The following is a 22,186-nucleotide window of genomic DNA, read 5'->3' on the forward strand; positions in this document are numbered from 1 at the left end:
CCGTCGCGCGGTTCGTCTGGCCCCGCTGGCTCATCCCCGCTGAGGAGAGCTCGTGCCCGAGGAAGACGTTCTCCGCGACAGACAGGTCGGGGACCAGGTCGAGCTCCTGGTAGATCGTGGAGATACCGAGGTCCATCGCCGCCTGCGGAGTGGCCAGGGCGACCGGCTCTCCCTGCCAGAGGATCTCGCCCTCATCAGGCTGGTAGCTCGCCGACAGCACCTTGATCAACGTCGACTTCCCCGCACCGTTCTGCCCCAGGAGGCAGTGCACCTCACCGGGACGCACATCGAGGTCGACCCCGCCGAGCGCCAGCACGCCGGGGAACCTCTTCACGATGCCGCGCATCTCGAGCAGCGGGGGCGCAGTCGTTGGGGACGTCACGCCCGAACTGTGTCATGCGTCACTGCCTTCTGTCGAGCACCAGTCAAAAGTGTTTGCTCTAGCGGTCAAAGTTCTGCATGTGCTTGACTCCGGCCGTGCGAACCGGCGAACTCTTCGATCTCCTCCGTGACGGAAGGCCCTGGACGCGCGCGCAGCTGGCCGACGCCACGGGCCTCGCACGGTCCACGATCACCACCCGGATCGACACCCTCATGCGCCTCGGGCTGGTGGCGCCGTTCGGCGGCGCCAGGTCCACCGGCGGGCGCCCGCCCGCCCTGTTCGCGCTCAACCCCACCGCCCAGCTGGTGGTCGGCATCGACGTCGGGGCGACCCACGCCCGGGCCGCGCTGACCGATCTCAACGGCTCGATCCTGGGCGAGGTCGACGCGCAGCTCGCGGTGGCCGACGGGCCCGGGCCGGTCCTCACCTGGGTCGTGGAGTCGGTCCGCGACCTGCTGGCCGGCAGCGAGCGGCCGATCGGCGACCTGGCCGCCATCGGCATCGGCCTCCCCGGACCGGTCGAGCACTCGACCGGACGCCCGATCAACCCGCCGATCATGCCGGGCTGGGACCGCTACGACGTGCCCGGCCACCTGCAGGCCCACTACCCCGTGCCGGTGCTCGTCGACAACGACGTCAACATCATGGCGCTGGGTGAGCGGCGCCGGCACCTGCGCGACGTCGACGACCTCGTGCTGATCAAGGTCGCTACCGGCATCGGCGCCGGCATCGTCTCCGGCGGCGTGCTCCAGCGCGGCGCGCAGGGCACGGCGGGCGACCTGGGGCACGTGCGCGTCCCCGGCGCCGACGACGTGCCGTGCCGCTGCGGCAACACCGGCTGTCTCGAGGCGGTGGCCGCCGGACCGGCGCTCGCCGCTGCGGTGCGGGCGCTGGGCGAGCAGGCCGAGACCGGCGGCGACGTCGTCGAGCTGGTGCGCGCAGGCAGCCAGCCCGCCATGGCCGTCGTACGCCAGGCCGGGCGTGACATCGGTGAGGTCGTGGCCACGATGGTCAACCTGATCAACCCGTCCGTCGTGGTGATCGGCGGCCAGGTCGCCGGCGCCGGCGAGCACCTGCTCGCCGGGATCCGCGAGTCGGTCTACCAGCGCTCGCTGCCGCTCGCCACCGAGCACCTGCGCATCGTGACGTCCCGCGCCGGCGGCGAGGCCGCGGTCCTGGGCGCGTCGGCGCTCGCCATCGAGCACGTCCTCTCCCCCGAGGTGGTGGAGGCGGCCAGCGAGGCGCTCGCCGCTGCGGACGCCGCTGCGGAGGCCGGGCTTCAGCGGAGCTTGTAGTCCTTGAGGACGCTGCGGCCGATGATCATCTTCTGGATGTCGGAGGTGCCCTCGCCGATCAGCATGAACGCCGCCTCGCGGTAGAGCCGCTCGATCTCGTACTCCTTGGAGTAGCCGTAGCCGCCATGGATGCGGAACGACGCCTCGACGACCTCGTTGCAGTACTCGCTCGCGACCATCTTGGCCATGCCGGCCTCGACGTCCATCCGCTGGCCGGAGTCCTTGAGCCGCGCCGCCTTCACCATCATCGTGTGGGCGGTCTCGACCTTGGTCGCCATCTCCGCGAGCCGGAACAGCACGGCCTGGTGCTCGGCGATCGGCTTGCCGAACGTCTCGCGCTGCTGGGCGTAGGCGATGCCGAGCTCGAAGGCCCGGTTGGCGATGCCGCAGGCACGGGCCGCGACGTTCACGCGGCCGACCTCGACACCGTCCATCATCTGGTAGAAGCCCTTGCCCGGCTCACCGCCGAGGACCTGGTCGGCACCGATGCGGTGGTTCTCGAAGATGGCCTCGGTCGTGTCGACGCCCTTGTAGCCCATCTTGTCGATCTTGCCCGGGATCGTCAGGCCGGGAGCGGTCTCCCCGAAGCCCGGCTCCTTCTCCACCAGGAACGTCGTCATGTTCTTGTACGGCGTCTCGGCGCCCTCGTCGGTCTTCGTCAGCACCGCGATCAGCGTGGAGGAGCCACCGTTGGTCAGCCACATCTTCTGGCCGTTGATGACGTAGCCGTCCCCCTCGCGCGTGGCCTTGGTCGAGATCGCGGCCACGTCGGAGCCCAGGCCCGGCTCCGACATCGAGAACGCGCCACGCACCTCGCCGGTCGCCATGCGGGGCAGGTACTTCTGCTTCTGCTCGTCGGTGCCGTGGTGCATCAGCATGTAGGCCACGATGAAGTGGGTGTTGATCACACCCGACACGCTCATCCAGCCGCGGGCGATCTCCTCCACGCACAAGGCGTACGTCAGCAGCGACTCGCCCAGGCCGTCGTACTCCTCGGGGATCATCAGCCCGAAGATGCCGAGCTCCTTGAGCCCCTCGACGATCTCGGTGGGGTACTCGTCCTTGTGCTCGAGCTCCGTGGCGACCGGGATGATCTTCTCGTCCACGAACTGCCGGACGGCCTTGAGGATCTCGGTCTGGTCCTCGGAGAGGCCTTCGGTCTGGCAGAGGCGAGGCATGCGGTGGCTCCTGTGCGGTCGCGGAGTGGAACGCTCGGGAGTCTAGTTAGGGGTCGTTCACCTTGGGCAGGTCCCGTGTCCGAGACTGTTGTCACACCGCTCGTGAGAGAATCGGTCCATGCGACCGACTCGGACGACCGGACCCGCCCTTGCCGCCTCACTGGTGCTGCTCGTCGGTGCCTGCGGTGACCAGCAGGACGACACCGCCGAGGACCCGGCAGCGGACACCTCCTCGGAGGCCTCGCCCTCGCCGACCCCCTCGCCGAGCGCGGCGCCGGCGGTCGAGCCCATCGACTTCGGCACCGAGCCGGACCTGCGCGCCGGCTACAAGGCGGCCGCCCTCCGGGCGGTCGACGACGACCTGATCACGATGGTCCCCTCGGTCCTGCCGGACGGCTGGGCCGCGGTGGGCGGCGGCTACACGCCCGACCCGCAGTGGTGGCGGATGGAGTTCACCGCGCCCTCCGGCGACGTGGTCCTCGACCAGCTGCCCGGCACGGCCGCCGACGCCCTCGCCGACGCGGACGTGACGGCTGCCGACGACGTCGACCTGACGGACTGGGGCACCGGCGCCTGGTCGGCCTACGACCACCAGGGCGCGACCGTCATGGCCTACGACCTCAAGGGCAGCACCGTCGTGCTGCAGGGACCCGACGCCGAGAGCGTCCGCGCGCTCGCCGAGTCACTCCTTCCGGCCGAGGACGCCGGCGAGCAGGAGGGCTGACCCGGAGGGTCAGTCGTTCTCCCACGTGGGTCCGGCGCCGCGCAGGCGGTCCGGCTCCACGGTGACCAGGGGGCGACCGACGCCGACCTGGCGACCGTTGACCATCCGCCACGACGAGTACGTCGTGGTGTAGGCGTCGCGGCTGTAGGGCTTCTCCCACATCAGGTCGAAGTTGTCGATGTAGTCGCGGACGACACCGCGGCCGTGGATGGTGAAGAGGATCTCGTCCTGCGGGGTGCCCAGGCTCGACCAGTTGGTCGAGCCGGTCCACACGATGTTGCTGTCGATGACGCCCTTGTACGAGCCCTTGAGCACGAAGTACTTGTGGTGGGTGTAGCGCTCGATCGCCTCGGGCATGTTGTCGATCTCGGGGTCACCGGTCGGCACGTCGTCACGCAGGTTGAAGCCGGTCGAGCGCAGCGGGACGCGACCACGTGCGGTCGGGGCGCCGATCTGCTGCTTGGTGTGGAAGCCCATCAGGCCGTAGTTGACCCTCAGGTTGCAGCCCTGGGCGTAGAGGTCGCGCAGCTTGGCGGCGATGTAGTTGCCGCGACCGCCACGCATGGTGTGCATCGACAGGCGCAGCAGGGTGCGGCGCTGGACGCCGGTCGCATCGACGTAGAGGCACTGGACGTTGTTGAGGATGTCGATGATGACGTCGTCGGTGGGCGTCGTGGCCCGCGGGAAGACGACGTTGTGGTACTTCTGCAGGTCGCCCGCGGGGCACACCAGTCCGCTGTCGCAGAACGTGTAGGTGGCACGGCGCTTGTCCCAGTCGGGGCGCATGTCGTTGAAGAGCGCGGTGAACTGGTCGTAGAGGGTCTTCTTGCCGACCATGGTGAACAGGTCGTTCCACTGCCAGCGCACGGCGTTCAGGGTCATGTTGTAGGAGCCGAGCATGACCACGTTGCGGTTCCGGCCGGTGCGCGAGAACAGGTAGAACTTGCTGTGCAGGTTGTTGAACTCGTTCTCGTCCGCACGGCAGCCGGAGACGCACCGCTTGAGGAAGTTCTTCTTCTTGGTGTTGTGGCCCAGCACCTTCTGGATCCGCACCTGGGCGTTGGGCACCAGGTGGTCGTTGAGGAGCACCTGCACCTTGACCCCGCGCTTGCGCGCGCGGATGAGCTCGTCGGCGAAGACCTGCCGGTCCAGCGAGTAGGCCGAGATGGTGATCTTCTCGCCGCGGGGCGTGTTGCGGATCGCCCGCAGGACGTGCCGCTCGATCACGAACCGGTTCTTCGGCACCATCGGGTTGTTGAACTTGGGCCCCGTCGGGACCTTCCACTTCTTGTTCGGCTTGCCGGGCTTGCGCGCCGCGAGGACGGGCGCGGCAGCGGCCGCGACGCCGGTCGTGGTGGGCGCCGCGCCGACGGAGGCGCCAGCACCACCCGCGGTCGGAAGGACCAGCGTGGCAGCGAGGCCCCAGATGGCGAACAGGGCGATGAGCTTGGAACGCACGTCAACTACTCCTCAGGGTGCACGTCGGCACCCGGTTCACGGTTTCCCCCGGAGCCGCGGCGGCACGTCACCTGTGCTCGCCCGGACGTCGGCCACGATATCAGCGACCAGACGGGCGGCCGATTCGAGAAGTTCCTCGGCGGAGACCGTCCCGGGCTCCCGGCCACCGGCACGCCGGACGGGTTCGGAGGCGTCGTCCACCCCTAGGGAGGAGAGGTCGCCGAGGACCTCGAAGCCGCGCTCGGTGATGATCCTGGTGGCCGCGCGGTCGAGCTCGGCGAAGCGGACCCGGTAGTGCTCGGGCAGGCCGCCACGCTCGCGCGGCTGCCGGGCCAGCAGGTCCTCGGCGAGGTAGCCGCGGATCCACACGCCCCGGTCGTGGGCGCTGTAGGACGGCAGGTGGCGGTTGACCAGCCGCAGGGTCTCGATCTGCACGATCCCGAGCGCGGGGTTCACCGACTCGGTCGGGACGTCGTACGCATCGGGGTCGACGCCCAGCACCTGGGCGAAGTGCCGCCAGTGCAGGTCGGGCGGCGCACCGGGGCCGGGCATCACCAGGACGTGGACCTGCCCGCTCGGCAGGTCGGGGGTCCAGCGCTCCAGGACCCCGGCGAGGTCCCACGTACGCATGCTGAACTCGGGGCCGCCGGCGGCCTTGCCGTCCATGACGGAGTCGAGGTCGACCGAGCTGCCGTTCTTGACCGACTCCTGCCAGCCGGCCGAGACCACGCTCGCGGCGTCGCGGGCGGTGACGACCACGTGCACCTCGTCGTCGGGGAAGCTGGCGATCGCGCGGGAGGCCTGCTCGGCACTCGCACCGCAGAGGAACTCGTGGGTCAGCAGCACGTCACCGGCGTGGGCCGCGGCCTCCGCGACGAGCCGCTGCCAGGCACCCGGGGCGTCCCGGTGTCGACGCTCGAGGCGCGGCCGCTCCTGCAGGTCGAGGGCCGCCCAGAGGTGCTCGCGGTGACCGAAGCCCGGCACGAGCACGCCTGCGGTCCGCAGGCGGTCGCGGTTGGCCCACACGATCTGCTGGAGGTAGGTCGTACCGGTCTTGGGGAGCCCGATGTGGAGGAAGACGCGACGCGGGGCAGCGCTCAAGAGAAGTCCCCGCGGTACTTGCCCAGCAGCTCCTCCAGCTTCTGCTCGTCGCGGGCCGCGACCGGGAGGAGGAGCTCGGAGACCACGTCGGTGAGTTCGGCCAGTCGCACGTTGAGCGCACGGTTCTCCCGCACGGCCTCCTCCAGCGCAGCGACCCGCTGCTCGAGGTCGCCCCCTCCGACACCATGCCGGTTCTTCACTCCGAACATGTCAGCTCCCTCACGCGTTCCAGTCGATGGTCATGCGGCACACCTGCGAGCTCCCGGGCTCCGCCGAGACGCGCTCGCGCACCTCGTGCAGGATCCGGCCGCCGGACTCTGCCACGTCGGCGGCGACCACGGCCGGGTCCAGGGGCTGGCGGGCGCCGGTGCGACGAGCGTAGCCGTCGCGCCCCTTCTCGCTGAGGAACTGCAGGTGCAGGGTGCCGTCGGTGCCGGCCAGCATCATCCGCGCCGACCGGAGCATGTTGAGCCGACCACGGCGCCCGAGGCGCTCGACGACGTGGACGCACCCGACGGCGCGCGGTCCGGGTGTGCGCGCGACCCAGGCCGACACGGCGAGCACGTGGCGCAGCTCGAGCAGGTTGAACAGCTGGAAGCTCACCCTGGGGTCGTCGGCACGGCGCTCGGCCTCGGCCTCGTAGGCGTAGGGCTGGAAGTCCAGCCCGATCGCGGACGTGCCGCGGTCGGCGAACCAGGCCACGTCGGCGCCGCGACCGCACCCGATGTCGACGTACGTCGCGAGGTCGGGGTGGCGCTCGGCGACCTCGTGGGCGACGGTCGAGACCGACTGCTTCTGGTGGATCGTGCGCTTGTGGTAGCCGTGCCAGCCGGCGCGGCCCGTACGCATCCCGCGGAACCAGCCGTTGAACAGCTCGATCGTGCTCGCCGGGGTGGTGAACTTGTACGCCGGGTCCGGCACCCGCCAGTGGGGGCCGTAGGTAGCGGTGAGGAACTTGTCGGCATTGGCCGGCACCGGGAACTCGCGGCCCTCGAGGGACGCCGTGCCGAGGGGGTAGATCCACTCGCGCCGGAAGGGGACGGCGATCTCGCCCATGAGGTAGAAGGTGCCCTCGCGCATGAAGCCGCCGAAGACGTCGAGGCCACGGTCGAGGCCGTCGCTCTCCTCGACGTGCACCTTGAGGGCGATGGCGGAGTAGCGGGTGACCCGGTAGCCCATGTCGGTGAGCGCGCGCTGGATCCGGAAGGACTCCCGGATGACGTCGACCGGGTGGTCGTAGGTGCTGACGTAGCCGAGGTCGGCGTCGCTGTCGTGGCCGATGAGGCCGCCGTCGCGGATCGCACCGAGTGCGGTGCCGTAGGCCAGGAACGCGTCGAGACCGACCTTCGTGAGCGCGCCGAGCACCTCCTCGATCGCGTCGAGGAGCGGCTCCACGTGGGCGGCGTCGCGGGTGTCGAAGGTCTCGACCAGCTTGAGCGACTTGTCGATGGCCAGCGGCCGACCGGCCGGGTTGACGACCTCGATCCGGTCGGTGCGAGCGCCGAACTGCACCGTCTCGGAGAAGAGGACCGCCTCGCTGCCGGGGTCGGTGATCGTCAGCTCGGCGACGCCGTCGAGGTAGGGGCGCAGGGGCTTGGGCCACACGAGGTGGATCCCGTCGTCGCGCTGCTCGCCGTCGCGCACGACCCAGAACGACCAGATGCGCCGACCGTCGAAGGCGACGTCGACGAGGCGCTCGCGGGAGCTGCCCAGCAGCAGTCCGTCGGCGTCGATGCGGTGCACGTCCAGTGCGCCGGAACGCCGCAGCTGGCCCAGTGACTTCACGCGGCGGAGTATATCGAGCGGTCGACCGCTCACTGGGCCTCGGTCAGCGTGGCCTGGGCCTGCACCATGGCGTGGTCGGAGGCCCGGCCCGTGTCGGTCACGGCGTATCCGTCGAACGCCACCCCGGTCGAGCCGAAGATCCAGTCGACCTGCATGCTCGGCGGCGGCGCGCAGGCGGCGCCCGTGCTGCCGCCCGCCGCGGCGCTGAAGACACCGCCGGCGGTGAAGCGGCAGAAGATCTCGCTGCGCTCGTTGAAGTCGCCGGTGACGATGACGGGGTAGCCGTCCTCGGCGTGCAGTGCTGTCAGGTGGGCGACCTCGAGCGCGGCTCCCTCGGCGCGCCACCGGCCGTTGTTGCCGAGGCTGGGCGTGTCGGCCGGGTTGTGGAAGTTGGCGAACCAGGCCCGGCGACCCGTGGCGGTCGACTCCAGCAGCACGACCGGCATCTCGATGCGGCTGCCGCCGGCGTAGGGGACGGAGAGGGTGTGCGCCTCGACGAGGCTGAACACGGCGGAGCGCCAGGCGATGTTGAAGCGCACCGACTTCGTGCCCAGTGAGAGCCCGGGATAGAGGGAGTACTCCCCCGCCCGCGAGGCGAACATGTTGTGCTGGGTCGACTCGAACTCCTGGAAGCCCACGACGTCGACGCCGTTGTTGCGCAGGGTGGCGATGGCCATGTCCATGCGCGGGCTCGCGTCGGGGTAGAAGGCGGGCTTGTTGCCGCCCGGGCCGGTGTGGGAGTCGCCGAGCACGTTGAAGGTCGCGACCCGGAAGGTCACCGGCTGGGTGCGCTCCTCGAGCTGCTGCGAGACCCGGGCGGCGAGCCGGCGTTGGGCGGCCCGGAAGCGCTTCAGCGACCTGTCGAGCGCCGTGGTCGCCTTGCGGCCGTCGGTCGAGCCCCCGGGCCCCTCGGGGGAGGCGCCATTGCCCTTGCCCGAGCCGTCGGGCTCCTCGGACGCACCGTCGTCGGCCTGCGCGTCGTCGGTCGCCGGGTCCTGAGCACGCTCCGAGCTCGACTGCTCCGCGGTCGAGGCGGAGTGCCGGGGCCCGGAGAAGAACGACGCCCAGACGATCGCGCCGACCAGGAGCAGCGCCACGGGCACGGCCCACAACGACACGCGCCGCCACTGCGGCCCGCGCGTGCTCGGTGAGGGGGTGCTGGGGTTCACGGCCACTTCCTGCCAGGCGGGAGCCGGCGTCACGGCGTACGTCGGCGCAGGGCGTGAACCGGCTCAGTGAGGCCAGCCTAACGGGCGCCCCGCGCCGGGCACCAACCTTCGCGGATCCGGTCCGGTCAGGACCCGGGGACCGCCAGCGGGTCGAAGGCCGAGAACTGCTGCGTCAGGTCCATCGTCGCCCCCGGGACCGGCGGCAGGCCGAGCGAGCGGGTGACCAGGTTGGCCAGGTCGCCCACGCGGATCGGCTGGGTGCCACCGTAGGCGGGCTGCGTCCGACCCGGCGAGGCGTACGCCGGGTTGAGGCCGTAGAGGTCGCTGGCCGGCAGGACGCCCGGGCCGGTGATCCACATCGGCACCTTGTAGCTCTGCGCCCAGGTCGCGGAGCCCTTCGCGCGCTGCGCGCCGCCCGTGCCGGTCACGACGAGGAGGGTGGTGCCGTTCATCTCCGGCTGGTTGCCGATCGCACGGCGGATGCTGGCGACGCGGCGGAAGGCGTGGCGTACGGCCTTCTGGTACTCGGGGCCGGTGTAGCCGTCGGCCAGCCCCGCCTTCATCACGCCCGAGAGCTCGATGACGCTCAGCTGGCTGGCCCTGCGGGCGATCTTGTCGCGCCACCAGCCGACGGCGGTCGCGTCGTCGCGAGCGACCTTGACCGCGTCGATCTTGGCGGTGCCGTCGTCCTTGCCGTAGGGGTCCTTGCCGCCCGACTTCTTGTTCCAGCTGCGGTGCACGATCCCGGCCTGCGGACGGGCCGCGGCGAAGGTGGTGTGGTGGGAGGTGTTGTGGGCCAGGTCGAAGATGCTGGAGATGTACTGGCCCGCCGAGCTGTGCACCGTGGAGGGCAGCGTCTTCTTCGCGCCGACGCCGTGCCCGCCCCGCTTGGGGAACACGCGGCGCCCGCTGAGCAGGGAGACCAGGTTGGCGTCCGGGCCGGTGTTCTCGGTGACGGTGCGCGCGTTGGTCGTCGAGGCGCCGTTGTCCGTCAGCCGACCGATCTCGGCGACGTCGGCGCCGAAGCCGCTCACGACCGTCGAGGTGAGACCCGGGACGGCGACCACGACGACGTGGTCGATCGCCGGCGGCGCGGAGGCCGGGACGACGACGTTGGCGTCGTAGAGCGGGTGGTCGCTGGTCTGGGACACGTAGTCGTTCCAGTAGCGGGTGTAGGTGTTGAAGAAGACGTTCTTGGAGCCCATGATCCAGTCGATCGCCCCGCCCTTGGGGGCCGAGCAGGTCGAGGCGTCGGCGTAGCCGCCGCTCGCCGACCACAGGTCACCCGCGGCAGCCACCGAGCAGTAGTAGCGCTCGCGGTCGTTCTTGTCGCCCAGCGAGATGAAGGGGGCGTCCGGGTGGGTGACGCGCAGCTCGTTGGCCAGCGCCACCTCCATGGCGAAGCCGGCGTCGCGCCACTGCTGGGCGGGGCCGCGGACGTCCGCGGGGTTGTGCGTGTTGAAGAACCAGACCCGACGGCCGGTGTCCTGGTTCTGGAGCAGGACGGCCGGCATCCGGCTGGGAGCGCCGGAGAAGTAGGGGATCGGCAGGGTGCGCGCCTCGAGGAGGGTCCACACGCCGGTGTTCCAGCCGATCGAGTTCACCGACGGCCCGGCCGTGGTGTCGAGGCCGGGGTAGGTCTGCCACGAGGTGCCCATCAGCTCCTGGAAGCGGGCCGCCTGCGGCGGCTGGAACTCCTGGAACCCCACCACGTCGAGATCCCGCTCGCCCAGGATGTTGACGACACGGTCCATCCGGACCACGCCGGAGTCCCAGCCCTTCCGGTTGCCGCCGGGTGCGGTGTGGTCGGCGCCGAGGACGTTGAAGGTGCCGACCCGGAACGAGGTGGCCGGGGTCGTCTGCACCGCCTCGGTGGCGCGTACGGCGGCGGCCGGCGTCGAGGGGGCGAGGACGAGGGCCGAACCCAGCGTCAGCGCCAGCACCCACAGTCGTCGTACGGGGCGCGTGGAAGCGGTCGTGCGGAGCATGCGGTGGGCCTCACGTTCGGGGAAGTGGCCTTGCCACACCGACGACCGGCCTACCCACGAGATGCGTCAGACCGGGCCCGATCGATGTGACAGAAGTGACAGTTGTGCCTGAAGACTAACACCAGCCGCCCGGTGGGCCGCGCTCCCGCGAGTCGCGCGCACGCTAGCCTTGCCGCCGTGAGCACCACCCCGAACCGCGTCTTCGTGGCCCGGCTCGTCGGGCTGCCGATCTTCGACCCCCAAGGTGACCAGGTCGCGAAGGTGCGCGACCTCGTCGTCGCGCTCCGCACCGAGACGAGCCAGCCGCGCGTCCTCGGCATGGTCGCCGAGATCTTCGGGCGGCGGCGGATCTTCGTGCCGATGACCCGGATCACCAACATCGACAGCGGCCAGGTGCACACCACAGGACTGCTCAACATGCGCCGGTTCGAGCAGCGCTCGACCGAGACGCTGGTCATGGGCCAGATGCTCGACCGCACCGTGACCATCAAGGACTCGGCCAAGGAGGGCGGCGTCACCGGCGTCGTCTACGACGTCGCGATGGAGCAGGCCCGCAACCGGGACTGGGTGCTGTCGCGCGTGGCCATCCAGGAGGCGAGCAAGGGCTTCCGGCGCAAGGGGCAGACCCACGTCGTCGAGTGGCGCGACGTCACCGGGCTGACCAAGCAGGAGCCGTCCCAGGGGGCGACCCACCTCATCGCCGCGCTCAACGACATGCGTCCTGCGGATGCGGCCAACATGATCCACTCCCTGTCGCCGGAGCGGCGGACCGCAGTCGTGGCCGCGCTCGACGACGAGCGCCTCGCCGACGTGCTGGAGGAGCTGCCCGAGGAGGACCAGGTCGAGATCCTGGAGCACCTCGACTCCGAGCGCGCCGCCGACGTCCTCGAGGAGATGTCGGCCGACGACGCCGCCGACCTGATCGCCGACCTCGACCCCGAGACGGCCGCGACGCTGCTCGGGCTGATGGAGCCCGACGAGGCCGAGGACGTACGCCGGCTGCTGTCCTACGACGACAACACGGCCGGCGCGATGATGACGCCCGAGCCGGTGATCCTCTCCCCCGACGCGACCGTCGCCGACGCGCTCGCCCACGTCCGCAACCCCGAGCTCACCCCCGCGCTGGCCGCCCTGGTCTACGTCTGCCGCCAGCCGCTCGAGACGCCGACCGGCCGGCTCCTCGGCGCCGCCCACATCCAGCGCCTCCTGCGTGAGCCGCCCTCGACGCTGGTCGCCGCCGCCCTGGACGACTCGATGGACCCGCTGCGCCCCGATGCCTCCATGGACGAGGTGGCCGCGCACCTCGCGACCTACAACCTGGTCGCCGCCCCGGTCGTCGACGACGAGGGCAGGCTCCTCGGTGCCGTCACGGTCGACGACCTGCTCGACCACATGCTGCCCGAGGGCTGGCGTGACCGGTCGCCGCGCCCGGGCAACATCAGCAGCACGTCGGGCGCCGGGAGCACGCGATGAGCGACAGCCGCCGCGTACGCCTCGACACCCCCCGCGACACCCGGCGCTCGATCGTGCGGCGCCCGGCCTACGACGCCGACGCATTCGGGTCGTTCGCCGAGCAGTTCGCCCGGTTCATGGGCACCGCCAGCTTCTTGATGTACATGACGCTCTTCGTCATCGTCTGGATGCTCTGGAACACCCTGGCGCCGCGCGACCTGCGCTTCGACGAGTTCCCCTTCATCTTCCTGACCCTCATGCTCAGCCTGCAGGCGTCGTACGCCGCCCCGCTGATCCTGCTCGCGCAGAACCGCCAGGAGCAGCGCGACAAGGTGATCGCCGAGCAGGACCGCCAGGCCAACGCCCGCGCGCACGCTGACATGGAGTTCCTCGCCCGCGAGGTCGCGTCCCTGCGGATGTCGGTCGGCGAGGTCGCCACCCGCGACTTCCTGCGCTCGGAGCTGCGCGGACTGCTCCAGGACATCGAGGAGCTCTCGCAGCCCGACGTCGCCGACCAGCAGGCGCCACCGGACCAGGTTTCCCGACCGCACCAGTGACGTCGCGGGGTGGCTCGTAGACTTCCCCATCATGAGCACCCCCACGCAGCAGCAGGTGATGGACGCCCTGGCGACCGTCAACGACCCGGAGATCAAGCGACCGATCACGGACCTGGGGATGGTGGACTCGGTCGAGGTGGCCGAGGACGGCTCGGTCGCGGTCCACGTGCTGCTCACCGTGGCGGGCTGCCCGCTCAAGGACACCATCAACCGCGACGTCACCGCGGCCGTCTCCGCGGTGCCGGGCGTCATGTCCGTCGACCTCAGCCTCGGCGTGATGACCGCCGAGCAGCGCGCCGGCCTCAAGGAGATCCTCAGCGACGGGCGCGCCCAGCGCGAGATCCCCTTCGCCCAGCCGGGATCGCTGACCAAGGTGTACGCCGTCGCCAGCGGCAAGGGCGGTGTCGGCAAGTCGTCGGTCACCGTCAACCTCGCGCTCGCCCTCGCCAAGGAGGGCCTGAAGGTCGGCATCGTCGACGCCGACATCTACGGCCACTCGGTCCCCGCGATGCTCGGCATCGCCGACGCCCGCCCCACGCAGGTCGACGACCTGATCATGCCGGTGCCCACCGCCAGCGGCGTCTCGGTGATCTCGATCGGCATGCTCAAGCCGCGCCGCGACCAGGTCGTCGCATGGCGCGGTCCGATGCTCGACCGGGCGCTCGTGCAGATGCTCGCCGACGTCTACTGGGGCGACCTCGACGCGCTCCTGCTCGACCTGCCGCCCGGCACCGGTGACGTGGCCATCTCGCTCGGCCAGCACCTGCCCAGCGCCGAGGTCATCGTCGTCACCACCCCGCAGGAGGCGGCCGCCGAGGTCGCCGAGCGGGCCGGCACGATGGCCTCGATGATGCACCAGCGCGTGATCGGCGTCGTCGAGAACATGAGCTACCTCCCCTGTCCCCACTGCCCGGCGGAGGACGACCACCGCCTCGAGGTGTTCGGCAGCGGCGGCGGCGCCCGCGTCGCGAAGACCCTGTCGGACCGCTTCGGCTACGACGTGCCGGTGCTGGCGAGCATCCCGCTCGACATCTCGCTGCGCGAGGGCGGCGACGTCGGCAAGCCCATTGTCGAGGCCGACCCGGCGGCCCCAGCGGCCCGCGAGCTCACCCGCGTGGCCCAGACGCTGTCCGGCCGCGGCCGGGGACTCGCCGGCATGCAGCTCGGCCTGACCCCCTCCAGCAAGTTCTGACGCAGTAGGTTCTGACCCATGTTCGATGTCGGGCTCCTGGAGCTGGCCGTGATCGCCCTCGTGGCGATCATCGTGCTCGGCCCCGACAAGCTGCCCGAGCTCGCGCGCCAGGCAGCCCAGCTGCTGCACAAGGCCCGCGGGATGGCGCACAACGCGCGCGACGAGCTCCGCAACGAGCTCGGCCCGGACTACTCCGACCTCCAGCTGCGCGACCTCGATCCCCGGACGATCGTGCGCAAGCACATCTCCGAGGCGATGCTCGAGGTCGACCGCGAGCAGAACCAGAAGCCGACGCTCCCCCAGGGTCAGGTCCCGCCCTACGACGTCGAGGCCACCTGAGCCCCACCCCGGCGCCCTAGTCGTCCCGGCGCTGCACGGCCACAACTGCGTCGTACGGCACCAGGAGCTGGCCGCCCGACGCGTCGCGTGCCTCGAGGAAGTCGGCACCGACGCGCTCGACGTGGGCCTCGTGGCGGGTGCCGTCGACCAGGTGCACCAGGCAGCGCGCCTCGGCATCGGCCAGGCGGCGCAGCGCGGCGCGGAGGCCCAGCCGGTCGACGGGTGACCAGGCGACCTCGGGCACCGAGCGAGCACTGGCCCCCCTGACGCCGGAGACCCACCGCAGCGGCACGATCCAGTCCTGCCCCTGCCCGCTGAGCAGGAACCACGCCTCCCCGACCCGGTCCAGCCGTCCCTCGACCCGGCCGACGTGCGGGAGGTCGATCGCGACGTCCTCACCCCGGGACGCCATCAGCCTGCTCGCCAGCGTCACCGAGCCGTACTCCGTGCGCGCCCGGTCGGCGAGCTCGGCCTCGCGGTCGGCCTCGTAGGCGGCCGCGGCCTGGCCCTCGAGGTCGTCGAACAACGCGAACAGGTCGTGCTCCCAGGACATGGCGTGAGCCTAGGCGGCGCGTGCGCGGCGTGGCACCCCGTTGTCCACAGCCTTCGCGAACCCTTGACGACCCTGATCAAAATGGCGTTGCATGAAGCAAACGCACGCAAACGAAAGGTTCGACGTGTCTCGGGGGAACAGCATCAGGGCCTGGCGACCGGTGGTCGTGTGGTGCAGCGTGACCGCCGCTGCCAGCGCCACCGCCGTCGCGGTGCCCGACGCCTGGGCCGGCGCCCGCAGGGCGCAGGGACCCGACGGCGTCGCGGACCTCCTCGTCGCGGTGTGCGGGACCGGGCTGGCCCTGGCGCTGGCCTGGCTGTGGGTCATCACGACGCTCACCGTGGCCGGACTCCTCGCCGGCACCGCTCGGACCGCCGAGAACCACACCGGAGGAGCGACCCACCGCCTCGTGCTGCTGGCCTGCGGGGTCGCTGTCGTCGCCGGCACCGGTGTCCCCGCCATGGCGACCGGCGGCGACGGGCGCGACCTCCTCGTCGGGCTCACCCTCCCCGAGCGCGCCGTCGCTCCCCCGCAGCAGCACCGCCCAGCGGCGAGCGCCGACCACGTGGAGCCCGCAGCGCGGACGGCACCGACAGCGCCGGACACCTACGTCGTACGCCCCGGCGACTCGCTGTGGTCGATCGCAGCGGCACACCCCGGCCAGGGCGACCTCGACAGCCGCTGGCGGGCGATCTGGCAGACCAACCACGGCGTCGTCGGCGACGACCCCGACCTGATCATCCCGGGACAGGCACTGCGCCTGCCCCCGACCCACGACCCGAGCTCGGACGGAGACCGATGATGAGCACGCCCCACCCACTGCACGCCGACGTCATCCGGCTGAGGTCACCACGGCCCCGCCACGACACGATGACCAGCGTCCAGGGAGCCCTGGCGCTGGACCTCACGCCGCGTACGGCTCCCCCACGACCGCGGCTGCGCAGCACCCGCAGCGTCGACCTCGTGGCGGTGGAACAGGCCGCGCGGGGGCAGGTCGACGCCTTCATCGGTCGTTACCTGCAGGCGGCGGTCGAGATCGGCGCCGGCGACCGCCCGGTCGCCCAGGTGCTGCGCCACACCGTGCCGGAGGTGTACGACGACCTTGGCGCACGCGCCCGCACGGTCAGTGCGGTCGCCGGGCCGGCTGCCGGCCCGGGCCGCGGACCCAACCCCGCGCGCCCGGTCGTGGTCGGCGTACGGACCGCGCTGATCCGCAGCGACGCCGTCGAGGCGAGCGCGCACGTGCGCTACGGCCGCCGCTCCCGAGCGGTCGCCGCACGGTTCGAGATCGTGCGGGACCGCTGGCAGTGCGTGGCGCTGACGTTCGGCTGATCAGCCGCCCGCGCGCGTGGTGTGGCCCGACGCTCCGCCCGGGGCGCCGTGGCAACGCTTGAACTTCTGGCCGGAGCCGCAGGGGCACAGCGAGTTGCGGCCGACACCGTCGAACGGGTCGTCCGAGGCCGCAGCCTCGGCGCGGACCTCGGCCTCGCCGTCCTCCGACGGGGCGCTGTAGGACAGGTTGGCCGGACGCGCCGGCTTGTCGAGGCCCTTGGCCCGGATCGTCGGCGCGTGGGACTGGGCCTGCGCGAAGTCGATCTGCGGCGTGGCTGCGGAGATCTGCGGTGCGGCGACCGGAGCCTGCTGGGCCTCGGCCGCGCCCTCGGCGTCGTCCTCCTCGACCTCGACCTGGAGGTTGAAGAGGTAGCCGACGGACTCCTCCTTGATGCCGTCCATCATGGCGGCGAACATGTCGAAGCCCTCGCGCTGGTACTCGACGAGCGGGTCGCGCTGGGAGTAGGCGCGGAGGTAGATGCCCTCGCGGAGGTAGTCCATCTCGTAGAGGTGCTCGCGCCACTTGCGGTCGAGGACCGAGAGGATCACGCGCCGCTCGAGCTCGCGCTGGACCTCCTCGCCCATCTCGTCCTCGCGACGGTCGTAGGCGTCCTGCACGTCCTTCTGCAGGTCCTCGATGAGCTTCTCGCGGCTGAGGCCCTCGAGGCCGCCGGCCTCCTTGATGACGCCGTCCTTGGTGAGGCCCACCGGGTAGAGCTGGCCGAGCGCGGTGAACAGGGCGTCGAGGTCCCAGTCCTCGGCGTAGCCCTCGGTCGCGCCGCGGACGTAGCCGGCGATGACGTCGTCGATGAAGCCGCGGATCTGCTCGCCGAGGTCGGCGCCCTCGAGGACGCGACGGCGCTCGGCGTAGATGACCTCACGCTGGCGGCTCATCACGTCGTCGTACTTGAGGACGTTCTTGCGCGACTCGAAGTTCTGCGACTCGATGTTGGCCTGGGCGCCCGCGATCGCGTTGCTCACGCGCTTGGCGTCGATCGGCACGTCGTCGGGGACCTTGAGGACGGTGAGGATGCGGTCGACCCACTCCGACTTGAACAGGCGCATCATCTCGTCCTGCAGCGACAGGTAGAACCGGGACTCGCCCGGGTCCCCCTGACGGCCCGAACGACCGCGGAGCTGGTTGTCGATGCGGCGCGACTCGTGCCGCTCGGTGCCGACGACGTAGAGGCCGCCGAGCTCGCGGACCTCGTCGTGCTCGGCCGCGACCTGCGCCTTGATGCGCTCGACCATCTGCGGCCAGGCGTCGTCGTACTCCTCCGGGGACTCCACCGGGTCCAGGCCCTGCTTGCGCAGCTCCTGGTCGGCGAGGAAGTCGACCGATCCACCGAGCATGATGTCGGTGCCTCGACCGGCCATGTTGGTGGCGACGGTGACCGAGCCGCGGTGGCCGGCGAGGGCGACGACCTTGGCCTCGTCGGCGTGCTGCTTGGCGTTGAGGACGGTGTGCGGGATGCCGCGCTTCTTGAGCAGGTTGGCGAGGTACTCGGACTTCTCGACCGAGACCGTGCCGATCAGGATCGGCTGGCCCTTCTCGTGGCGCTCGGCGATGTCGTCGGCCACGGCCTCGTACTTCGCCTCCTCGGTCCGGTAGACCAGGTCGACGTTGTCGACGCGCTGCATCGGCCGGTTGGTGGGGATCGGCACCACGCCGAGGGTGTAGATCTTGTCGAACTCGGAGGCCTCGGTCATGGCCGTACCGGTCATGCCCGAGAGCTTGTCGTAGAGGCGGAAGTAGTTCTGGAGGGTGATCGTGGCGAGGGTCTGGTACTCCTCGCGGACGGTCACGCCCTCCTTGGCCTCGATCGCCTGGTGCAGGCCGTCGTTGTAGCGACGCCCGGCCAGGATGCGGCCGGTGTGCTCGTCGACGATGAGCACGTCGCCGTCCATGACGACGTACTCCTTGTCCTTGCGGAACAGCTCCTTGGCCTTGATGGAGTTGTTGAGGAAGGAGATGAGCGGTGTGTTGACCGAGTCGTAGAGGTTGTCGATGCCGAGGTGGTCCTCGACCCGCGTGATGCCGGGCTCCAGGACGGAGATGGTGCGCTTCTTCTCGTCGACCTCGTAGTCGGTGTCCTTGACCAGCGTCTTGGTGATCTTGGAGAACTCCGCGTACCACTTGACCTCGTCCTGGGTCGGGCCGCTGATGATGAGCGGGGTGCGCGCCTCGTCGATGAGGATCGAGTCGACCTCGTCGACGATCGCGAAGTTGTGGCCGCGCTGGACGCACTCCTCGACCGAGTCGGCCATGTTGTCGCGCAGGTAGTCGAAGCCGAGCTCGTTGTTGGTGCCGTAGGTGATGTCGCAGTTGTAGGCCTCGCGACGCTCGGCCGGGCGCATCGCGGGCAGGATCACGCCGACGGTGAGGCCGAGGAAGTGGTGCACGCGACCCATCTGCTCGGACTGGAACTTGGCGAGGTAGTCGTTGACCGTCACCACGTGCACGCCCTTGCCGGCGAGCGCGTTGAGGTAGGACGGCAGCACGGCGACGAGGGTCTTGCCCTCACCGGTCTTCATCTCGGCGATGTTGCCGAGGTGGAGCGCGGCGGCCCCCATGACCTGGACGTCGAAGGGACGCATGCCGAGGACGCGCTTGCTGGCCTCGCGGACCGTCGCGAACGCCTCCGGCATGAGGTCGTCGAGGGACTCTCCGGCGCTGAGACGGTCGCGGAACTCCGCGGTCATCCCGCGGAGCTCGTCGTCGCTCATCTTGACGAAGTCGTCCTCGATGGCGTTGACCGCCTTGACGATGGCTTCGAGCTCTCGCAGGATCTTGCCCTCGCCGATGCGGAGCAGCTTGTCGATGATGGCAGGCACGTCTGCTAACTCTACCTACCGCGCCAACGCGACTCGAACCGCATCGGACAGGTCGCCGTGGCGGCCCACCACCACGTCGTCCAGGCCGAGCCAGCCTGCGAGCCGCCGCAGCTCGACGGCCAGCTCCTCGGCGGTCCCGTCCGGGGCGTGCTCCTCCGCGAAAGCGCCGGGGACCAGGAGGGTCCGGGAGGCGCGGTCGGCCTTGAGGTCCACCCTCGCCACGAGACGGTCGCCGAGCAGGAACGGAAGCACGTAGTAGCCGTGCAGCCGCTTCTCCTTCGGGACGTAGATCTCGATCCGGTAGAAGAACTCGAACAGCGCCTCGGCACGGGCGCGCTCCCACACCACCGGGTCGAAGGGGCTGAGGAGGGTGCGGGCACCGACCCGACGCGGCACCCGGGCGTCGCGGTGGAGGTAGGCCTGGCGCTTCCAGCCCTGCACGGCGACCGGGGTCAGCTCGCCCGACTCGACCAGCTCCTCGACCGCGGTCTTTACGCTCGGTCGGCCCGGTGCGGACTGGAGGCGCAGGCGGTAGTAGTCGGCGAGGCAGGTCGCGCTGGCGACCCCGTGGGAGCGGGCGGCCCGGCGTACGAGCTCGGTGACCGCCTCCTGCGGCGTGGGGGTGGGGGCGTCGAGCACCGCCGCGGGCAGCACCCGCTCGGGGACGTCGTAGACCACCTCGAACTGGCTGGTGCGTCCCGCGATCGCGACGTCACCGACGAGGTAGAGGTAGTCGAGCACCTTGCGCGACTCCGACCAGTTCCATCCCCAGTGCTCCTTGGTGCGCGGCCCGGTGCTGAACTCCTCCTCGAGGTCACGCGCCGTCACCGGCCCCCGGTCGCGGACCGCGGCGAGGACCCGCGGCTCGAGCTCGGCGTCGGCGGTGAAGCCCCACTTGCCGCGCTCGGAGCGGTAGGTGTCCATCCGGTGCCGCATGAGCGGCCACAGGTCGACCGGCATCAGCGCCTGGACGTGCGCCCAGTACTCGACCACGCGCCGCGGCCGCCGCTCGGCGGCCCGGCGCAGCAGGTCGACGTCGTAGGGGCCCATGCGCGAGTAGAGCGGCATGTAGTGCGCGCGCTGGAGCACGTTGACCGAGTCCACCTGGAGGACGCCGGTGCGTTCGAGGGTGCGGTCGAACGTCCGCATCGACGGTGTGGCGTGGGGGCGGTCGGTGAATCCCTGGGCCGCCAGCGCGACACGGCGGGCCTGGAGCCGGGTCAGCGACTCCACAGCGTCAGGGGAGGTCCAACAACTTCTCGCGCATGGCGTACATGACGGCCTCCATGCGGGAGTGGAGCTGCAGCTTCTCCAGGATGTTGCGGACGTGGTTCTTCACCGTGTTCTCGGAGATGAAGAGCTCCTTGGCGACCTCACGGTTGTTAAGGCCCTTGGCCACGAGCCGCAGCACCTCGAGCTCGCGCTCGGTGAGCCGCAGCGCCGGCCCGGTCTCGCGCTCGGGCTTGGACATCTGCTTGAACTCGTCGATCAGCTTGACCGCCATCGACGGGCTGATCAGCGACTGGCCCTCGTTGACGACGCGGATCGCCTGGGCGACCTCCTCGATCGAGGAGTCCTTGAGCAGGTAGCCCGCAGCGCCGTTCTTGACCGACTCGTAGAGGTCGGCCTCCTCGTCGGAGACGGTCAGCATGATGATCTTGGCCGACGGGACGGCCTCCTTGATGGCCCGGCAGGCCTCGACGCCGGTGCGACGCGGCATGCGCACGTCGAGCAGGATCACGTCGGGCGCGGTCTTGACCGCGAGATCGGTGGCGGTGATGCCGTCGGCGGCCTCGCCGACCACCTCGATGTCGGTGTCGCCACTGAGCAGCATGATGAGGCCACGACGGAAGAGCTCCTGGTCGTCGACGACCAGCACACGGACGGGTTCTGAGCCTGTTGCCTCGGTCACGCGCGCATCATGTCATGCGCGCGTGACCGCGGCGTGCCGGCAGCGCGGGGTCAGTCCCGCGTCGCGCCGTCGACCTCCAGCGAGATGACGCCGTAGTCGTAGCCCCGGCGGCGGTAGACCACCGACGGGCGCTCGCTCTCCTTGTCGACGAAGAGGTAGAAGTCGTGCCCGACCAGCTCCATCTCGTAGAGGGCCTGGTCGAGGGTCATGGCGGTGGCGTGGTGGGACTTCTCCCGTACCACCAGAGGGCCGTCGCCGGTCACCGTGATCGGACCGACCTTGCGTTCGATCACGCCGTCCTCGTCCTCATCCACCGGACTCGGTGCCTCGGCGAGCTCCGCCAGCGCCTCGCCCACGGAGAGGTGGTCGTTGCGCCCCTTGTGCACGCGGCGGCGGTCGGCTGCGCGGCGCATCTGCGCCTGCATCTTGTCGAGTGCCAGGTCGAGGGCGCCCATCTTGTCCTCGGCCGCAGCCTCGGCGCGGATGACCGGCCCCTTGGAGAACGCCGTGAGCTCGACCTTGGTCGCGCGGTCGTGCTGGCGAGGGTTCTTCTCGAGCTCCACCTCCACCTGGACCCGCATGATGCGGTGGTCGTGCTTCTCCAGACGCGTGAGCTTCTCCGAGACATGTTCGCGGAACCGATCGGACACCTCGCAGTGCCGTCCCGTGACCACAACCTCCATGTGAACCTCCTCAACTAGCAAGCAGTCCGCACCCTTCCATGGTCCCGGGCGGTGTCCGCCGGGGCAGGGTGGGATGGAGTCCGCCCGGCCGACCTGGTCTTCGACCCCACAATCGCCTGCTGAGACGTTCGCAGCTTCTCCGCCACTACTGGCCTTCTCCCGGCAGCCGACACATCTGGTGTCGACGACGAGGCAGGACTTACTTCTAAGCCGCACCGTGATCGTCCCGTGAGGGACTTACGTGGACCGTT

The 22,186-nt window shown here is 70.5% G+C and carries 21 protein-coding genes; 8 read left to right on the forward strand and 13 right to left on the reverse strand.

The features are described 5' to 3' along the window. The coding region (locus tag BM127_RS21490) for an ATP-binding cassette domain-containing protein (RefSeq protein ID WP_338061341.1) at positions 1 to 382 on the reverse strand (382 nt) is incomplete at its 3' end. Positions 383 to 477: 95 nt separating this feature from the next. Here BM127_RS21490 and BM127_RS21495 point away from each other — a divergent pair. Continuing rightward, entirely contained in the window at positions 478 to 1,677 is a 1,200-nt protein-coding gene (locus BM127_RS21495) for an ROK family transcriptional regulator (protein ID WP_231263225.1), read from the forward strand. Here BM127_RS21495 and BM127_RS21500 read toward each other — a convergent pair. Further along, on the reverse strand, positions 1,662 to 2,855 hold the full coding sequence (locus BM127_RS21500; RefSeq protein WP_091202138.1) for an acyl-CoA dehydrogenase family protein: 1,194 nt from the start codon (positions 2,853 to 2,855) through the stop codon (positions 1,662 to 1,664). The genes BM127_RS21495 and BM127_RS21500 overlap by 16 nt on opposite strands. Before the next feature lie 118 nt (positions 2,856 to 2,973). On the opposite strand from BM127_RS21500, the gene BM127_RS22455 reads away from it, so the two are divergent. Next, positions 2,974 to 3,579 carry a hypothetical protein gene (locus BM127_RS22455; RefSeq protein ID WP_157829530.1) on the forward strand — a complete coding sequence of 202 codons (606 nt, stop codon included), beginning with the start codon at positions 2,974 to 2,976 and terminating at the stop codon, positions 3,577 to 3,579. 9 nt (positions 3,580 to 3,588) lie between these two features. Here the strand turns inward: BM127_RS22455 and BM127_RS21510 are convergent, their stop codons facing one another. From BM127_RS21510 to BM127_RS21535, 6 genes are all read right to left on the reverse strand, one after another. Then, entirely contained in the window at positions 3,589 to 5,037 is a 1,449-nt protein-coding gene (locus BM127_RS21510) for a phospholipase D-like domain-containing protein (protein ID WP_091202142.1), read from the reverse strand. 36 nt (positions 5,038 to 5,073) lie between these two features. Beyond that, positions 5,074 to 6,138 carry a hypothetical protein gene (locus BM127_RS21515; protein ID WP_091202144.1) on the reverse strand — a complete coding sequence of 355 codons (1,065 nt, stop codon included), beginning with the start codon at positions 6,136 to 6,138 and terminating at the stop codon, positions 5,074 to 5,076. Then, a complete protein-coding gene (locus BM127_RS21520; protein ID WP_091202146.1) occupies positions 6,135 to 6,347 on the reverse strand; it encodes a DUF6752 domain-containing protein in 213 nt (70 codons plus the stop codon). Before BM127_RS21520 ends, BM127_RS21515 begins: the two co-directional genes overlap by 4 nt. A 10-nt stretch (positions 6,348 to 6,357) precedes the next feature. After that, complete coding sequence (locus tag BM127_RS21525; RefSeq protein WP_091202148.1) at positions 6,358 to 7,923, reverse strand: hypothetical protein; 1,566 nt, start codon at positions 7,921 to 7,923, stop codon at positions 6,358 to 6,360. Between the two features lie 29 nt (positions 7,924 to 7,952). Then, positions 7,953 to 9,092: an endonuclease/exonuclease/phosphatase family protein gene (locus BM127_RS21530; RefSeq protein ID WP_157829531.1), complete on the reverse strand. Its 1,140-nt coding sequence runs from the start codon at positions 9,090 to 9,092 to the stop codon at positions 7,953 to 7,955. A gap of 125 nt (positions 9,093 to 9,217) precedes the next feature. Further along, a complete protein-coding gene (locus BM127_RS21535; RefSeq protein ID WP_139227842.1) occupies positions 9,218 to 11,080 on the reverse strand; it encodes an endonuclease/exonuclease/phosphatase family protein in 1,863 nt (620 codons plus the stop codon). Between the two features lie 177 nt (positions 11,081 to 11,257). Between BM127_RS21535 and BM127_RS21540 the strand changes: the two genes are divergently transcribed. The 4 genes from BM127_RS21540 to BM127_RS21555 are packed head-to-tail and all read left to right on the forward strand — an operon-like array spanning position 11,258 to position 14,620. Next, positions 11,258 to 12,553 (forward strand): magnesium transporter MgtE N-terminal domain-containing protein, encoded by a 1,296-nt coding sequence (locus BM127_RS21540; RefSeq protein WP_091202154.1) that lies wholly within the window; start codon positions 11,258 to 11,260, stop codon positions 12,551 to 12,553. Next, entirely contained in the window at positions 12,550 to 13,089 is a 540-nt protein-coding gene (locus tag BM127_RS21545) for a DUF1003 domain-containing protein (RefSeq protein WP_091202156.1), read from the forward strand. Before BM127_RS21540 ends, BM127_RS21545 begins: the two co-directional genes overlap by 4 nt. A 31-nt stretch (positions 13,090 to 13,120) precedes the next feature. Next, positions 13,121 to 14,281 carry an Mrp/NBP35 family ATP-binding protein gene (locus BM127_RS21550; protein WP_091202159.1) on the forward strand — a complete coding sequence of 387 codons (1,161 nt, stop codon included), beginning with the start codon at positions 13,121 to 13,123 and terminating at the stop codon, positions 14,279 to 14,281. A gap of 18 nt (positions 14,282 to 14,299) precedes the next feature. After that, complete coding sequence (locus BM127_RS21555) at positions 14,300 to 14,620, forward strand: sec-independent translocase (protein ID WP_091202161.1); 321 nt, start codon at positions 14,300 to 14,302, stop codon at positions 14,618 to 14,620. Between the two features lie 16 nt (positions 14,621 to 14,636). Here BM127_RS21555 and BM127_RS21560 read toward each other — a convergent pair whose 3' ends face one another. After that, entirely contained in the window at positions 14,637 to 15,173 is a 537-nt protein-coding gene (locus tag BM127_RS21560) for a hypothetical protein (RefSeq protein WP_091202163.1), read from the reverse strand. A 124-nt stretch (positions 15,174 to 15,297) separates the two neighbouring features. On the opposite strand from BM127_RS21560, the gene BM127_RS22655 reads away from it, so the two are divergent. Together BM127_RS22655 and BM127_RS21570 are read left to right on the forward strand one after the other, a co-directional pair. Continuing rightward, positions 15,298 to 15,975 carry a LysM peptidoglycan-binding domain-containing protein gene (locus BM127_RS22655; protein ID WP_198554229.1) on the forward strand — a complete coding sequence of 226 codons (678 nt, stop codon included), beginning with the start codon at positions 15,298 to 15,300 and terminating at the stop codon, positions 15,973 to 15,975. Further along, positions 15,975 to 16,505: an Rv3235 family protein gene (locus BM127_RS21570; RefSeq protein ID WP_091202164.1), complete on the forward strand. Its 531-nt coding sequence runs from the start codon at positions 15,975 to 15,977 to the stop codon at positions 16,503 to 16,505. Before BM127_RS22655 ends, BM127_RS21570 begins: the two co-directional genes overlap by 1 nt. Here BM127_RS21570 and secA read toward each other — a convergent pair whose 3' ends face one another. The 4 genes from secA to hpf are packed head-to-tail and all read right to left on the reverse strand — an operon-like array spanning position 16,506 to position 21,935. Continuing rightward, entirely contained in the window at positions 16,506 to 19,340 is a 2,835-nt protein-coding gene (gene secA / locus BM127_RS21575) for a preprotein translocase subunit SecA (RefSeq protein WP_091202166.1), read from the reverse strand. A 15-nt stretch (positions 19,341 to 19,355) separates the two neighbouring features. Next, entirely contained in the window at positions 19,356 to 20,573 is a 1,218-nt protein-coding gene (locus BM127_RS21580; protein ID WP_091202168.1) for a winged helix-turn-helix domain-containing protein, read from the reverse strand. Positions 20,574 to 20,577: 4 nt separating this feature from the next. Next, a complete protein-coding gene (locus BM127_RS21585) occupies positions 20,578 to 21,252 on the reverse strand; it encodes a response regulator (RefSeq protein WP_231263223.1) in 675 nt (224 codons plus the stop codon). Positions 21,253 to 21,302: 50 nt separating this feature from the next. After that, positions 21,303 to 21,935 (reverse strand): ribosome hibernation-promoting factor, HPF/YfiA family, encoded by a 633-nt coding sequence (gene hpf, locus BM127_RS21590; protein WP_091202172.1) that lies wholly within the window; start codon positions 21,933 to 21,935, stop codon positions 21,303 to 21,305. Between the last annotated feature and the right edge of the window lie 251 nt (positions 21,936 to 22,186).

Source organism: Nocardioides alpinus, from assembly GCF_900112035.1.
GTDB lineage: Bacteria > Actinomycetota > Actinomycetes > Propionibacteriales > Nocardioidaceae > Nocardioides > Nocardioides alpinus.